This window comes from Alteromonas sp. 76-1, from assembly GCF_900654235.1.
Lineage (GTDB): Bacteria > Pseudomonadota > Gammaproteobacteria > Enterobacterales > Alteromonadaceae > Alteromonas > Alteromonas naphthalenivorans.
The window spans coordinates 721,139-736,476 of sequence record NZ_LR136958.1; the positions used below are offsets into that span (position 1 = coordinate 721,139).

At 44.7% G+C, this 15,338-nt stretch carries 14 protein-coding genes and 1 pseudogene; 10 read left to right on the plus strand and 5 right to left on the minus strand.

Features of this window, described 5'->3' with window-relative positions:
- Positions 1-238 precede the first annotated feature (238 nt).
- From ALT761_RS03055 to ALT761_RS03065, 3 genes are read left to right on the plus strand one after another with little or no spacing between them, the layout of a single operon-like run.
- Entirely contained in the window at positions 239-2,665 is a 2,427-nt protein-coding gene (locus tag ALT761_RS03055) for a TonB-dependent receptor (RefSeq protein WP_129736409.1), read from the plus strand.
- An 18-nt stretch (positions 2,666-2,683) separates the two neighbouring features.
- A complete protein-coding gene (locus tag ALT761_RS03060; protein WP_129736411.1) occupies positions 2,684-3,445 on the plus strand; it encodes a gamma-glutamylcyclotransferase family protein in 762 nt (253 codons plus the stop codon).
- Positions 3,433-3,951, plus strand: a complete 519-nt coding sequence (locus ALT761_RS03065) for a GNAT family N-acetyltransferase (protein WP_129736414.1) — start codon at positions 3,433-3,435, stop codon at positions 3,949-3,951. Before ALT761_RS03060 ends, ALT761_RS03065 begins: the two co-directional genes overlap by 13 nt.
- Here the strand turns inward: ALT761_RS03065 and ALT761_RS03070 are convergent.
- The gene (locus ALT761_RS03070; protein WP_129736417.1) at positions 3,948-4,571 is read right to left on the minus strand and encodes a peptidylprolyl isomerase; all 624 of its coding nucleotides are present in this window, start codon (positions 4,569-4,571) and stop codon (positions 3,948-3,950) included. The genes ALT761_RS03065 and ALT761_RS03070 overlap by 4 nt on opposite strands.
- 9 nt (positions 4,572-4,580) lie before the next feature.
- A complete protein-coding gene (locus ALT761_RS03075) occupies positions 4,581-5,855 on the minus strand; it encodes a methyltransferase (protein WP_129736420.1) in 1,275 nt (424 codons plus the stop codon).
- Positions 5,856-5,885: 30 nt separating this feature from the next.
- Between ALT761_RS03075 and ALT761_RS03080 the strand changes: the two genes are divergently transcribed.
- The 4 genes from ALT761_RS03080 to ALT761_RS03095 all read left to right on the plus strand — a co-directional run bounded on the left by ALT761_RS03080 (position 5,886) and on the right by ALT761_RS03095 (position 8,284).
- Complete coding sequence (locus ALT761_RS03080; RefSeq protein ID WP_129736423.1) at positions 5,886-6,515, plus strand: alpha-ketoglutarate-dependent dioxygenase AlkB family protein; 630 nt, start codon at positions 5,886-5,888, stop codon at positions 6,513-6,515.
- A gap of 7 nt (positions 6,516-6,522) precedes the next feature.
- Positions 6,523-6,837 (plus strand): BolA family protein, encoded by a 315-nt coding sequence (locus ALT761_RS03085; RefSeq protein WP_013785476.1) that lies wholly within the window; start codon positions 6,523-6,525, stop codon positions 6,835-6,837.
- A gap of 91 nt (positions 6,838-6,928) precedes the next feature.
- Entirely contained in the window at positions 6,929-7,609 is a 681-nt protein-coding gene (locus ALT761_RS03090; protein ID WP_129736427.1) for a phosphatase PAP2 family protein, read from the plus strand.
- A gap of 75 nt (positions 7,610-7,684) precedes the next feature.
- On the plus strand, positions 7,685-8,284 hold the full coding sequence (locus ALT761_RS03095) for a nucleotidyltransferase family protein (RefSeq protein WP_129736429.1): 600 nt from the start codon (positions 7,685-7,687) through the stop codon (positions 8,282-8,284).
- On the opposite strand, the gene ALT761_RS20755 is transcribed toward ALT761_RS03095, so the two are convergent.
- From ALT761_RS20755 to ALT761_RS03105, 3 genes and pseudogenes are all read right to left on the minus strand, one after another.
- Positions 8,261-8,788, minus strand: a complete 528-nt coding sequence (locus tag ALT761_RS20755) for an ANTAR domain-containing response regulator (RefSeq protein WP_442858139.1) — start codon at positions 8,786-8,788, stop codon at positions 8,261-8,263. The two genes, ALT761_RS03095 and ALT761_RS20755, sit on opposite strands and share 24 nt — an antisense overlap.
- 24 nt (positions 8,789-8,812) lie before the next feature.
- A pseudogene (locus tag ALT761_RS20760) lies at positions 8,813-9,624 on the minus strand (nitrate- and nitrite sensing domain-containing protein); the annotation flags it as partial.
- 257 nt (positions 9,625-9,881) lie between these two features.
- The gene (locus ALT761_RS03105) at positions 9,882-10,166 is read right to left on the minus strand and encodes a hypothetical protein (RefSeq protein WP_013785472.1); all 285 of its coding nucleotides are present in this window, start codon (positions 10,164-10,166) and stop codon (positions 9,882-9,884) included.
- Positions 10,167-10,493: 327 nt separating this feature from the next.
- On the opposite strand from ALT761_RS03105, the gene ALT761_RS03110 reads away from it, so the two are divergent.
- The 3 genes from ALT761_RS03110 (at position 10,494) to nirD (ending at position 15,330) form a co-directional block, all read left to right on the plus strand.
- Positions 10,494-12,059 (plus strand): SulP family inorganic anion transporter, encoded by a 1,566-nt coding sequence (locus ALT761_RS03110; RefSeq protein ID WP_013785471.1) that lies wholly within the window; start codon positions 10,494-10,496, stop codon positions 12,057-12,059.
- Between the two features lie 353 nt (positions 12,060-12,412).
- Positions 12,413-14,962: a nitrite reductase large subunit NirB gene (nirB, locus tag ALT761_RS03115; protein WP_129736432.1), complete on the plus strand. Its 2,550-nt coding sequence runs from the start codon at positions 12,413-12,415 to the stop codon at positions 14,960-14,962.
- Between the two features lie 14 nt (positions 14,963-14,976).
- Positions 14,977-15,330 (plus strand): nitrite reductase small subunit NirD, encoded by a 354-nt coding sequence (gene nirD / locus ALT761_RS03120; protein WP_129736435.1) that lies wholly within the window; start codon positions 14,977-14,979, stop codon positions 15,328-15,330.
- Positions 15,331-15,338: the final 8 nt, after the last annotated feature.

Consider the following 15,338-nt stretch of genomic DNA (forward strand, 5'->3'; position numbering starts at 1 on the left):
TCGTAACGCTTCCTTCCTATTACCTGTTTCCAGCCCAAGATAGTAATTGTAGCAGCTCAAATCAGAGCGTTGTTTTCACCAAACAGTGACTTACTTAAATAATCTTGTCGTTGAATGAAGTCAAATCGTAGACAAGTTGCCATTGACAATAAACGCCCCAACCTACAAAATGTTATAACATCACAAAAATGACCATGCAAACGGTCAAAATGAATAAAAATTTGTTAGGGAAACCGTTATGAAAATGCGTTCACTGCTAAGTCTTACGATAGCAGGTCTACTCTCGTCTCCATCCTTTGCGACTGTAATCAGCGGTAAAGTTACCGATGTGTCAGGTCAGCCAGTTGAAGGTGCCGAGGTTAGCATTGAAGGTACGCGCCGAGTCGTTACCACCGATGAAAATGGTGTTTACCGTTTTAGCGATGTTAAGCAAACTCATGTGCATCTTCACGTATTTTCAAGCCAATATATTCATGGTGATAACGACCTTGGTGAAATCGTCGGTGATAAAACCGTTGATTTTTCACTTACCCCTTCGTCAGTTGAGAATATTGTTGTGACGGCTACCGCATTACAATCTTCAGTACTTGAGTCTGTAACGCCTGTTACTGTTATTGGTGCAGAGCGTCTTAGACGTATTGAAGCGCCTACATTAGGTGAAACGTTAAAGAACACGCCTGGGGTACAAAGCACTTACTTTGGTCCGGTTTCAAGTAGCCCGATTATTCGAGGTAACGATGGCCCACGGGTTAAAATTGTACAAAACGGATTGGATGTTTCTGATGTATCTCGTGTTGGTCCTGATCACAACGTCACGAGCAACTTGGTAAGTGCCACACAAGTAGAAGTGCTTCGCGGCCCTGCAACATTACAATATGGCAGCGGCGCCATTGGCGGTGTGGTGAATATTGTTGATAAGCGTATTGTGCAACACCAAATGGACGGTGTTGAAGGCGAGGCTGAAGTTAGCTACAGCACAGTAGATAACGGTAAATACGCTCGCGGTGATGTCACTGGTGGCAGCGGTAACTTTGCATGGCATATCGATGGTTATTCTCGTAACACAGATGACACTGATATTCCTGGTTATGCCTCAGTAGAGCCTGATGAAGACGAAGCATACGGTGTATTAGAAAGCACAGCGATGGAAACCAGCGATATAACGGCTGGCTTGTCTTATATTGGTGAGGAAGGTTACTTTGGCTTTGCGGTAGAGCAACTTGATAACCGTTATGGCGTGCCTGGTCACAGTCACGAACATGAAGAAGACCACGATGATGAAGATCACGACGACGAAGATCATGATGAAGAGTTGCACGAAGAAGAAGGCGTATTGATTGACGTAGACATGACACGTTATCAAGCGGCAGGTGAATGGCATTCACCTATCAAAGGGTTAACCAATGCTAAGTTTGCTGCGGCTTATACCGATTACGAACACGTGGAAATTGAAGATGGCGAGCAAGGGACTATCTTCACCAATAAATCTAGCGATATTCGCGCTTCAGTTTCTCACGAAGAAGTGGATGGCTGGCATGGTGTGCTAGGTGTTCAATTCCAACACAGTGATTATGAAGCAGAGGGTGAAGAAGCCTTTACCCCTGCAAATACGTCTTCTAACTATGCAGTTTACCTTGTAGAGCAAAAAGTCGTGGGTGATGTGACCTTCGAATTAGGTGGTCGTGTTGAATACACCGAATACGATGCTGATGATAGTGAATTATCTCTCGAAGTGACCCATGCTGATGAAGAAGAGCATGAAGAAGAAGAGGATCACGAAGAACATGAAGAGCAAGTCACGTCATATAGCTTCAACAAGTATGACTTCACCAGTACGTCTTTATCTGCTGGTTTAAACTGGGAATATGCAGAAGGTCGCTCAATTGCCACTACACTTTCACGTAGTGAACGTGCGCCTAGCCAACAAGAGCTGTTTTCTGCAGGTCAGCATTTGGCCACACAAAGCTACGAGCTAGGTTTGGTTTTTGATTTGGATGAAGACGGTCATATTGAAGAAGACTTAAAAGACGTAGAAAAAGAAGTTAGCACCAATATCGATGTTACTTTCCGTAAATTCACTGGCGATTGGGGCTATACGGTTTCATTGTTTTATAACCAAGCAGATGATTATATTTATCAAACAAATACAGGGTTATTGGCAATAACTGAAGAGCACGAAGATCACGAGGAAGAAGAGGAAGGCCATGAAGAAGAAGGCACACCTATCTACTACTTCCAGCAAGCTGATGCGGATATATGGGGCCTGGAAGCCGAAGCCTACTATGATGTAAATGCGCAAGTACGCGTAACGGTATTTAGCGATTACATTAACGCAGAAATTGAAGATGATAACCTACCTCGTACGCCTCCTATGCGATTTGGTGGTAACATCAGTTATATGAACAATGGGCTAAGTGCTGATGTTGGCGTAACTTGGTATGATGACCAAGATGACGTTGCGTCTTACGAAACACAAACCGATGGTTACACTTTGTTAGATGCCAGTGTTCAGTACGAATTTGGCGGCCAAGGCGTTGAGTGGATTGTTTATGCAAAAGGAAACAATTTAACCGACGAAGAGGCTCGCGTTCATACATCATTTTTGAAAGATCAAGCGCCACTACCTGGCCGTAATCTTACGCTAGGAGTACGTGCGCTGTTCTAATATTGCAGCGAAAACGGGGTGCGCTTGGTAGACGTAAAAGCAACAGAAAACTCGGTTAAAGACTCGGTAAAAGGCTCGGCAAATGAATCGATAAAAGATTCAGCGAAAGACAGTTGGTTAGCTACCTTAGCTAGCCAGCAAAGTCAGCATATTGTGCTAGGTTATGGCAGTTTGCTTAGTCGAGATTCCCGAGAGCGTCACTCCGGTATTTATACTCAAGGTTTACCCGTGCGTGTTTCAGGTTTTAAACGCGCATGGGTTACTCGTAGCCTGCAAGAAAAACAAACCTATGTAGGCGCCGTTGCCGATAAAACATCTCAATTAAATGCCCAGCTTATTCCTGCCGAGGTAAACCCTTCATTGCGCGCGCGAGAAAAGAACTATCGCTTTGTGGAAGTGCCAGCTAGCGCAATTGAACATTTAAGTTCCTCTTTGTGCAATCTACCCTCTTTCACTCCTGCGCTTCGCGATGCGTTAAGCCATCATCAACTCTGGTTATGTGAAACTTTACTGTGTCATCACCCCAGCACTGACTTCCCTGTTTCACAAACCTACATCGATACCTGCCTTGTGGGCTGTTTAGAGCATGGCGGGATAAGTGAAGCCGCCGCTTTTATTGAACACACTCATGGGTGGAACCACCCTAGAATTAATGACAGAGTGAATCCTGTTTACCCAAGAGCTGCAGTTATTTCTAAGCAACATTTGGCGCAGATTGACGTGTTGTTAGAGAATGTAAAAAAGTCCACCCAGAGGCGTACTCATTCATGTTGTTACTAACCGAACGGTTGGAATTAAGCCCACTGACGCAAGCTGACAAACTGTGGATAGTTGAAATGCACCAAGACCCGCTATGGAAGCAGTTTATTGGTTATCGTGGTGTGGCGAGCGTTGAAGATGCCGCTGACTATATTGACCGAGTAAACGCGCAGGTTAGTGAGTGGGGATATGGCCTATTGGCAATAAGAAATAAGAAGACCAATGCGCCTTATGGTGTGTGTGGGCTTATTAATCGCTATGTTTTCAGTTGCCCTGATTTAGGCTTTGCGCTGCTACCGGGTGCGCGTAAACAGGGGATAGCGTTAGAAGCAACTAAAGCGGTTATTGATTGGGTGGAGATGGAAGAAGATATGCATTTCATTACCGCCTCTACCCACCCCGAAAACGCGCGCTCTCAACATCTATTACACCAGCTAGGTTTTAAAAAACGCGGCCCTTACTTTATTGATAGCTCCACACCGGTTCAAACCCTATTCTGGCGCAACAGTGATTTCGCTAGCCGTTAGAACGGTGGAAGCACAGTCACCTTTTTAATGATTATAGGCTCAATAGGTACATTGTTGGTGTTCAGCATTAGCGAATACTCGGTCTCCACTTCAGACATCGCATCTACAATATCTTCACCTTCTACAATCATGCCAAAAACCGCATAGCCCCAGTCTCGACCTGGATTTAGGGTCTCGTTGTCATTAACGTTAAAGAAAAACTGACGATTTGCAGTATGCGGATCATCTTGTCGGGCCATGGCGATAGTGTGTAAATCGTTGGTAAGACCGTTCCCCGACTCATTGAAGATTTCAGGGTAGTTAGACTTACCATCAAAATCGGTGGTATAGCCGCCGCCTTGCACTACAAACCCTGGCACAATACGATGAAAAATGGTGTTTTCATAACTGCGCTTGTCTACATAACGTAAAAAGTTATTCACGGTAATAGGCGCGCGGCGACGGTCTAATTCCACCACGATATCACCCATGGTGGTTTCAATTTTAACTCTAGGATAATAGTTATCTGGCTGAATTTGTGAGCCATCATCTTTTTTAGCCGCCAATGCGTTAGGGCTTATTGCTGCAGACGTAAAAACGAAAGCTGAGAAGATTAAGGCCGTTATGAGCGATTTTAACATGTGCATTCCTTATCGTTTAGCTGTGCCCAAAATAACAAATTTTTTGTCGCTTGCCAGCACGTCTGAACCACCAAACATGCGTTTAAGTTTAACGTGATGTTCAAGATGCCTGTTTCCAACCACCACTAACTGACCACCTTTTACTAACGCGTGTTTTGAGTCGTTAAACATTTGCCATGCAATATGGTCGGTAATCGCGTTTTGTTGATGGAAAGGGGGGTTGCACAATATCTTGGTTACCCAAGGCGATTGCTGCTTTTCTAGCAAGCTTTCAAGGCAATTACTGGCAATGAACTCACACTGGTCAATTTTTTCTGGGAAATTCTCAAGTACGTTTAATCGCGCACTCTCCACAGCCATAAAAGACTCATCAATAAATATGACCTTGCAGTCGCCTGCCAAGGCTAAAGCGTTTACGCCTAATATTCCATTGCCGCAGCCTAAATCGACCACCGTTTCATTGGCACTTACCGTCATATGCTCAAGCATTAAACGAGCACCAATATCTAATGACTGACGAGAAAATACATTTGCGTGGTTTTTTAATAGGAATGTTTGGCCTGTGGCGCCTTTGCATTCCCATGTTTCAGGATAAGGCGAAGGGATAGGTGAAATACTTTTATCAAGAGTACTAAAAACCAACCGCGATTTTTTCTTTGCCAAGGACGTTTTGGCAGGGCCAATGATTTTCTCAAACAAGGCGGATACCGACTTGGTCACGGCTTTTATTTTACCTGCCGCCACAATATGCGTACCAGGCGCAGCATAGCGTTTAATATCGATAAGCTGTTGTTCAAGTAACGCCAGTGTGCGAGGTACTTTCAGCATGATAACGCTGGGGGCACTCTCTGGCATGAAAGTAAGGCTTTCAACACTGGTTAAACTGGTTACGGGTGACGTTAGCGCGCCAGCCTCATCAATAATCGGTTTTAAATGGTTACGCCTTAAGTTTTCTTGTAATGATCGCAAGCTAATATACGAATCTGAAATCCAAATAGGATTATACTGCGTAAACCAACATCCAAGGGTACCAAAGTCATCATTAAAAATGAGTATTGGGCCCAAGGTAGATGATGTTTCAGTTTGGTTTTCGTCTTGGCCTTCATTTCGGGCTTTATTTCGAGCTTCATTTCGAGATGCGGCAAGCGCTTCAAGGTGCGCTTCCACATGCTCAATAAGCAGTTCATCGGCACTGTCCCACGCTTGTAGGCTTTTGTGCTGATGTTTTTCAGGGTAGCGTATTAAGGTAAACTGGCGCTCTGCCATTGAAAATTCTGTATTCATTATTTTCTTGTCTAAAGTTATCGGGGTGTTATGCAATTACCACTTTTTACTGATGCGAAAGCAGCGAAAAACTCACCCATTACGCTACCGTTGCCAGAAGCTGAGGTGCGCTATTATCCGCAATGGATTAGCTCAGAGCAAGCGAATGACTACCAAGGCGTGTTTGAAAGCACTTTGCCGTGGCGACAAGATACCATTCGTATGTATGGAAAATACCTCGACGTGCCTAGATTGCAGGCTTGGCACGGTGACCCTGAGTGTCTTTATAAATATTCGGGTATTAAGCTTGCACCACAACCTTGGACCCCTGAATTGGCGGTCATACGAGATAAATGCATCGAGGTTTGTGATATTCCCTTCAACAGTGTGCTGGCAAACTGGTATCGTCATGGGCAAGACAGCATGAGTATGCATGCTGATGATGAGCCTGAACTCGGACCTAATCCCGTGGTTGCGTCGGTCACTTTTGGTGAGTCTCGCCCTTTTGTGTTTAAACACAAAGAAACCGGTGCCCGTTTTACCCAAATATTAGAGCACGGAAGTTTATTAGTCATGGGGGAAACCACTCAATCGAATTATCTGCACGGTATTGCTAAGACGACTAAACATATCGGTGGTAGAATTAACCTTACTTTCCGGCACTTAATTTCAACCAAGTAGTTTTCATATGAATGTTAAAGAATTTATAGAATCAACCCTAACAAGCGCGCTTTCGCCTGCGTTGTTGAACGTGGAAGACGAGAGCTTTATGCATAATGTGCCTGACGGTGCACAAAGCCATTTCAAGGTCACCGTCGTTACTGATGCCTTTGAAGGCAAACGTTTAATTGCTCGTCATCGTGAAATTAATACGTTGGTCGATGAAGCCTTGAAAGGGCCCGTACATGCGCTAGCATTACATACTTATACCCCAACAGAGTGGGTGGCCCGTGGTGGCGAAGCGCTCACATCGCCAGCCTGTCTAGGTGGCAGTAAGTCATAACGCGTTTTTATCGTCGTTTCATTTTTCAATTAAGAACTTAATTAAGTATTCATTTTGATTTTCTATAGCCCCAATAGGAGCGCTACGTAACATGGAAGTAAGAAGTTCGGTTAACGCGTATTTGCAGATAGTAAAAACACCTACGGTACAGGTGGTGTTATTAGGCGGAGGCTTTTTGCTGCTAATGCTATTTGCCACTATGGAAGTATTAGCGCCTTTTGACAACGCCGTCATTGAAATGTTGGTGTGGGACGATATGCCTGGAGTGATTCAACGCTTCTTTGAAAATTTCACTGCGCTTGGCAGTAATGAAGTGCTTATCTTTTTTTCACTTGCCGTTGCTGGTTTTTTGAAATTGACTGGGCATCCAAAAAAAGCACTTACGCTATTAATGGCGGTAGCTGCAGGTTTAGTGATTACCTTTGTGCTTAAAGCGGGTATAGACCGTCCTAGGCCGCCGCTGTCTGGCCATCAAGTGACCGTATTAACGCAAAGTTTTCCCTCTGCTCATGCCATGATGTCTACCCTTGTTTACTTCTGTATAGCGAGGCTTTTTTGCTTTTCTATTACAAAAGTTAAATTGAAAATATGGGTATACTCTCTGACTACGCTATTGGTATTCGTTATTGGTCTGAGTCGTGTGCAGCTTGGTGTGCATTGGCCTACAGACGTAATAGCGGGGTGGCTAGGAGGCGGGGCGATAGCCGCATTTAGTTTCTATGTGATTAAATGGCAAAGGAATTTACGCATTCGTTCTGATCATTCGAAATAACCCTTAGCTTTTTATATATTGGCCTTCTCAAATTAGCCTCATAAAATTAGCTTTCACAAAAAAATGGCTTCTATTATGACGAACGCAGAAAGCACAGAAAGCGATGCCAGATTAGCGGTTAGCCGCATGCTAACCGAAGATCTCTACCGCATGCAGTGCTTGGCCGCATTAAAGTCGCAACAGTTGCCCCAAGGGTATTTAGCGGCGGGTTTTTTACGTAATGCCATATGGGATGAGCTTCACGGCTTTAAGAAACCTACGCCGTTAAACGACATCGATGTTATCTACTACAACCCATCAGATACCTCAAAAGAATCAGAGCTCCACATAGAAAATGCGCTGTCTGCGCAAGTACCTTCAGCACACTGGCAAGTGAAGAATCAGGCGCGTATGCATGTGAAGCACGGCCACAACGCGTATAAAGACTGTGAAGAAGCGATTAGCTATTGGATAGAACAAGAAACCTGTGTAGCTATTAGGCTTTGCCCAAATGAAGAGGGCGATAAGTTTGATATGCTTGCGCCCTATGGGCTATCACGTAATTTTGCCGGTACGATTTCGATAAACCCCCGCTACCCTAGAGCCGATGTATTTACCCAGCGGGTACACTCAAAAAATTGGCTGCTAACGTGGCCGCAACTTACATTGGGTTCAGCGTTGGTTGGCTCTATTTGATATTTCAACCACGGTAGCGGCTATATCAGTAAGTTTTTTATGCTCATTCATGGCCTGCTTTTGTAGTTTTCGATACGCATCATTTTCATTTAATTGAAATTGCTGCATTAGAATGAGCTTGGCTCTATCCACCAACTTGTGCTCGGTGATGGCGCGTTTAGCTTCTTCTAACTCACGGCTCATGTCTTCAATATACTGAGCTTGTCCTCGCAATAAATCGTAAAATGAGCGGTGTGCAGACAGGGTTTGTGTTTGTTCGCTAATATCAGTGTTTTTACTCGAACCCGTCATATCATGCTGTTGTAATGAGAGATCACTGTCTTCCACTAAACCTGGCATGCTAGGGTCGAATAGCATTGTGAGGGGGGAGCCATCTTGTGCGTGTTCATCGGTAAAGCTTTCAATTAACCGCTGATGGTTTTTCATTTCATGATGCGCATTGTTTACTTTCGTCTGCGCTTCTTTCGTTAAGCTGTCGGTTAGTTTATTTTCAATTTCTTGCATGGCATCAATACGTCGTGTGGCCACATCGAACCAGACTTCACTAATTTCAGCCGCAATGGGGCTGCCATCAGCAAGTTGTGCAATCATCTTGCGTAATTGATTAATATCGTGTGCGGCAGGGCTGCCATCTAAAAGCTCATAAGCCTCTTTATGGCAGGTGCGGGCGAATTCATTAAACACGGCAAAGTGATGCTGCTGGGCGTGTTGTAGTGCGCTGAGCTTGTCACACAAGCGCTTGTCAAAATGCGTCTCTGCAAAGCCAATAGCCCCCATGCACGTTCTTGCCCCGCATATTCTTTTCCCTGCATAAAGTTAAATAGTGCAACTAAAAGGCGGGTAATGACGGGATCGCTCGCAATATCTGCCGCTTCAAAAATTACAGTAAGTAACCCTGCCACTAAGCGGCAATAAGCGCGGGTGGAATCTAACGGTGAAAGGGTCAGGTTTCTCGCTTGTTCACGAAGTACGGGCAGGTAATCAATGCCTTGAAGGGCTAAAGTAATGCTGCTTAACAATCGAGGGTTAGCCGTGTCATGGCTATCGGTTAAATACAGTGATTTAAGTTGGCTGCGTAACATCGACTCTGCTTCACAGCTTGCTTCAATATGGGTGGCACGTTGCCCTGCAAACCTATCGCCTTTAGACGCTAAATAAATGTTAGTGGCGCCACGTTCTCGCTGCAGAGCATGCACCATATTTCGAACGGAAATAACAATGCGGCAGTTGCTAGATAGCTGCTCAAGCACCGTAATTTCAGCTCGTTTCGCGGCAAGCAAGAAGCGCTTAGTAGCATCGCTATAATGCGTAGCGGCCGTTATTTCATGGTTTGTTTGCATGATACGTTATGGAATTAGCGAACTTAGGGAATACTTTATAAAAGCAATGCGTATGCCTTAACGTACTACTCTTGAATATGTTTATCTAAGCTTTTGTTTTTGTTTGTTTATTTATTTTAATGGGAGATGGTGAAGGTGGGTTTTTGAGCAGGTATCTATAACCAGTATTGCGCGTACCACGGTTTATGCTCAATAACGGTGCAAGTTAAGAGGCGCTTAACCTTGCACCTACTTCAATATTCGATATTACGTGCTTACTACGCTCTTACAACTCGAAGAAACCAGCCGACAAAAATAGAAATAAGAAGCCCGAAGAAAGACATCAACGCAGTAATCATCAATAATTTGCCTGAAAAGTCAGGGTCTTCACCGGCTTCCGTCATTAGCATGCCGGATGCTTTGAAGATAAATAATGCGGCAATAGAAAATAGCAAAATGACTGCAGTAGACATTAGTGTAGATTTCCAAAAGGTTTTTGGAAATGCCCAATGAATAGCGCCAGCCACTAGCACGCATAAAATAGTGAGTAAATAAGGGACCACTTCCACTCCTTATCGGTAGGTCAAATACACCTCATTGCCAAAAGTATCAGCAATGTAGATTGAAAAAATTAGTGTGAATACAACTGAGAGCGTCAATGACAATAAACGACGAATCAATTGTTAGGAAAAAACTAAGCTTATTACGATGCCATGGAAAGCCAGCCTTGTCAGCTTAAAATCCTCTGTACGATTAACATTCTATTAAAAGATTTTAAGCATTAATGGTGGTAGAATCGCACACAAAATTTGTGTATGACAGTGATTTACAGTATTCACAGCTGTACTGTTAACGCACGCCCCCTAAAACCTCTAGACTCCTGAGAAAACATGTTTGATTTAATTACTAATCGAGATAGTAATGTAAAAAATGACGTGCTTTCTGGTATTACCGTTGCACTTGCACTGGTACCAGAAGCGGTTGCTTTTGCATTTGTTGCTGGTGTTGAGCCCATGATTGGGTTGTATGCCGCCTTTATGATGGGACTTATCACGTCGGCCATTGGCGGGCGTCCAGGAATGATTTCTGGTGCGACAGGTGCGATGGCCGTGGTTATGGTGGCTCTAGTAGCACAGCATGGTGTTCAATATCTGTTTGCCGCTGTTATTTTAGCCGGCCTACTGCAAATACTCTGCGGCATATTCAAGCTTGGTAAGTTCATCCGATTGGTGCCTTACCCGGTTATGCTCGGCTTTGTAAACGGCTTAGCGATTGTTATTTTCCTTGCTCAGCTAGGGCAGTTTAAAGTGGTTAATGCGTTTGGTCAGCTGGAGTGGATGCAGGGAACCATGTTGTACTGGATGCTTGGATTGGTTGCACTGACCATGGCGATTATCTACTTACTGCCTAAGTTAACCACGGCGGTACCGGCGTCTTTGGTGGCTATTGTTACTGTAACGGCTATGGTACACGGTCTTGATTTAGAAGCGCGTACAGTCATCGATTTCGTGCGTGATTTATTACCTGAAGCGCAAAAAGCCACTGCTACACTTGCCGGTGAGTTGCCTACGTTTGCTATCCCTATGGTGCCATTTACCTGGGAAACAGTGATGATTGTTCTGCCTACTTCAATCATTTTATGTTTGGTTGGTTTGATTGAGTCATTACTGACCTTATCACTTATTGATGAAATGACAGATACCCGCGGCCGTGGCAATAAAGAATGTGTTGGTCAGGGTGTGGCAAACACAGTGAATGGCTTTTTCGGCGGCATGGGCGGTTGTGCCATGATTGGACAAAGCATGATCAACATTAACTCTGGTGGTCGTGGACGTTTATCAGGAATTACTGCTGCATTGGTACTTCTTGCCTTTATCCTTTTCGCTGCACCATTAATTGAAATGATTCCGCTAGCGGCATTAGTTGGCGTAATGTTCGTGGTGGTTATCGCTACCTTTGAATGGGCATCGTTCCGTATTATTCGTGGTGTAAACAAAGAAGACGCTTTTGTTCTGTTCTTAGTTACCGCGGTAACGGTCATAGCTGATTTAGCGATTGCCGTTGTGGTGGGTGTTATCGTTTCTGCCTTGGTATTTGCATGGAAGCATGCACGCCATATTGAGGTTAAAAGTCACATCGATAGTGATGATTGGAAAGTCTATGATTTAGAAGGGCCACTGTTCTTCGGCTCTGTAAGTCATTTCAAAGACTTATTTGATATTGCCAATGACCCAGAACATGTGGTTATCGACTTTAAAGAATCGCGAATTTGGGATTCATCAGGTATAGATGCCTTAGATACGTTAGCTGATAAATACGAACAACAAGGCAAAAAACTGCATATTCGTCATATTAGTGATGAGTGTCGCAACTTATTGCGTAAAGCTGATAAGTTCGTAGAAATTAACGTGAATGAAGATCCACGTTATCGTGTTGCTACCGATAAGCTAGCTTAACCGCTGCTGGTTTTCGCTGTGGTGTTGCTACTGAGGCAGATTACCACTACGAGAGAGCATGATAGAGCACTTAGATGCACCAAATGAAATCGCAAATGCTTTTGTTTGGTGCAAATTAAGGTGGTTCGAAAAGCCTGTTTTTTGAATAAATCTATATAAAACAGCCTGGTAATGACATGGCACTAATATTGGATATACTTTATTGTGTGAAAAATTGTGTGTGTATGTTTAGAGCAACCTAGCTCATAAAAATTTGATAGCTATGATCACTCGTAGCGCTTGATAGGCAACGAAGCCCGCAACAACGAAAGTTGGTGCGGGCTTTTTTTTGTCCCGAATAAAGGGGAGAGACCATGACATCTTTGGCATCTAAAACGCGAATTCTCGTCGTTGGTAACGGAATGGTAGGGCACCATTTTGTTGAACAGCTTCATCAAAGCAGCGATAACGTTGACATCACCGTACTGTGCGGTGAGTCGAGACTGGCCTACGATAGAGTACATTTGTCCTCTTACTTTAGTGGTGCTAGCGCAGACGACTTAGCCCTAACAACCGCTGATGTATATCGTGAGTGGGGCGTTAATGTGGTAACGAACGCTATAGTGACTGACTTGCTGCGCGACGAAAAAAAGGCGTTAACGGAAGATGGTCAGGTTTTTCCTTACGATAAGTTGGTACTGGCCACTGGCTCTTACCCGTTCGTTCCGCCTATCCCAGGAAACGATCAAGAGCACTGTTTAGTGTATCGCACTATTGATGACCTGATTGCGATTGAGAACTCTGCCCGCGAAAGCAAAGTGGGTGTGGTAGTGGGTGGCGGTTTATTAGGGCTTGAAGCGGCAAACGCGTTAAAAGAAGCAGGCCTTGAAACTCACGTGGTGGAATTTGCGCCTCAGCTTATGGCCGTGCAGTTAGACGAAACCGGCGGTGACGTACTTCGCAGTAAAATTGAATCGTTAGGGGTAACCGTACATACCCAGAAAGCAACACAGGTTATCGAAGCTGGTGAACAATCACGCTATCGCATGGTATTTGCTGACGGTACTTTTCTTGAAACCGATATGGTGCTGTTTTCAGCGGGTATTCGGCCATCAGATCAACTCGCCAGAAAGTCCATGCTAGCCCTTGGTGAGCGTGGCGGTATTGTCGTTGATGATAATTGTTTAACGTCCGACCCTGATATTTTCGCCGTGGGTGAATGTGCGCTGTGGCAAAACCGCATATTTGGTTTGGTTGCGCCAGGTTACACCATGGCTCGTGCCGCAGTAAGCGCACTAACAGGTGGTGATGCCGTATTCACCGGCGCCGACATGAGCACAAAGCTTAAGTTGATGGGCGTGGAAGTGGGCTCTATTGGTGACGCGCATGAGCGTATCACTGGCGCACAAAGCTACACCTACTTTAATCAGCCAGAAGGCGTGTACAAGAAGTTGGTGGTAGATGAAAGCCAACAAAAAGTGTTAGGTGCCGTGTTAGTTGGTGATACCAGCGATTACGATACCTTGTTGCAATACGCCTTGAACGGCATTGATTTACCGGAAAATCCTGAAACCCTTATTTTGCCAAGTGCAGGTGCTGCGCCAGCTTTAGGGGCTGATGCATTGCCAGATACCGCCACAATTTGCTCTTGTCACAACGTGGCTAAAAGCGACATCGTATCGGCTATTGATGAAGGCTGTAGTAGCCTTAGCGATGTCAAAAGTTGCACAAAAGCTAGCACGGGTTGTGGTGGGTGTACTGCACTGTTGAAAAACGTGGTTGATAGCGAGCTTGAAAAGCGCGGAGTGGAAGTCTCGAAAGCCATTTGTGAGCATTTCAATCATACCCGCCAAGAGCTTTTCCATATTGTAAAAGTGAACGGTATTACCTCTTTTGACGAGTTACTCGAAAAGCATGGCACTGGTCTTGGCTGTGAAATATGTAAGCCAGCAGCAGGCTCTATTTTAGCGTCTGTGTATAACGATTACGTACTTAAACAAGAGCATTTACCCCTGCAAGATACCAACGATATCTATCTTGGAAACATGCAAAAAGACGGCACTTACTCTGTGGTTCCTCGTGTGGCGGGAGGTGAAATTACGCCAGAGAAGCTTATTTTGTTAGGCGAAGTTGCTAAGAAATACAGCCTGTATACCAAAATCACTGGCGGTCAGCGAATTGATTTATTTGGCGCGCGGGTCGATCAACTTCCTGATATTTGGGAAGCCCTTGTCGAAGGCGGCTTTGAAACTGGGCACGCATACGCTAAAGCCCTTCGAACGGTGAAGTCGTGTGTAGGTAGCACATGGTGTCGTTACGGGGTGCAAGACTCGGTGAAAACCGCCATCGATTTAGAGAACCGTTATAAAGGCCTTCGCGCACCGCACAAAATTAAATTTGGCGTGTCTGGCTGTACGCGGGAATGTGCAGAAGCACAAAGTAAAGATATTGGCGTTATTGCAACCGAAAATGGCTGGAACTTATATGTGTGCGGAAACGGCGGTATGAAGCCTCGTCACGCCGATTTATTCGCTACCGATTTAGATACGGAAACACTGGTTAAATACATCGACCGCGTATTGATGTTTTATGTGCGCACCGCTGACAGGTTGCAACGTACATCGGTATGGATGGACAACTTAGAAGGGGGCTTAGCTTACTTGCAAGATGTCGTTGTAAATGACTCGCTAAATATTAACGCGGATTTAGAAGCCCAAATGGAAACCGTGGTTGGGGCGTATCAATGTGAGTGGAAAACCACGCTTGAAAGCGAAGCATCGCGTAAACGTTTCCGTCAATTCGTTAACACAGATGGCACCGACACAAACATTCAGTTTGTTTCTGAGCGAGGTCAAGTTAGGCCTGCCACTGAATTAGAGAAATCTAAAGGTGCCGACAATCTCATTGCGGTTGACGTAATTTAATAAGGAATAAACTGATGACAGCAAATACAGAAGCAGCGCCCCTTTGGCATGATGTATGTGGCATTGATGACGTGGTAACAAACAGCGGTGTTTGTGCACTTGTAGAAGGTCAGCAAGTGGCACTGTTTAGTGTGATGAAAGGTGGTGAGCAATTCCTTTACGCCATTAGCAATTGGGATCCTATCGGTAAGGCAAACGTGCTATATCGCGGCCTTATAGGTTCTATAGCTGATGATGTCGTGGTGGCATCGCCCCTTTATAAAGAGCACTACGTGTTGGCCACAGGAAAGTGTATTGAACGTGATGACGTAAGCGTAGTGGCGTATGACGTGAAAGTGGAAGGTGAGCGAATACTCGTTGCTGTCTAACCCACTTT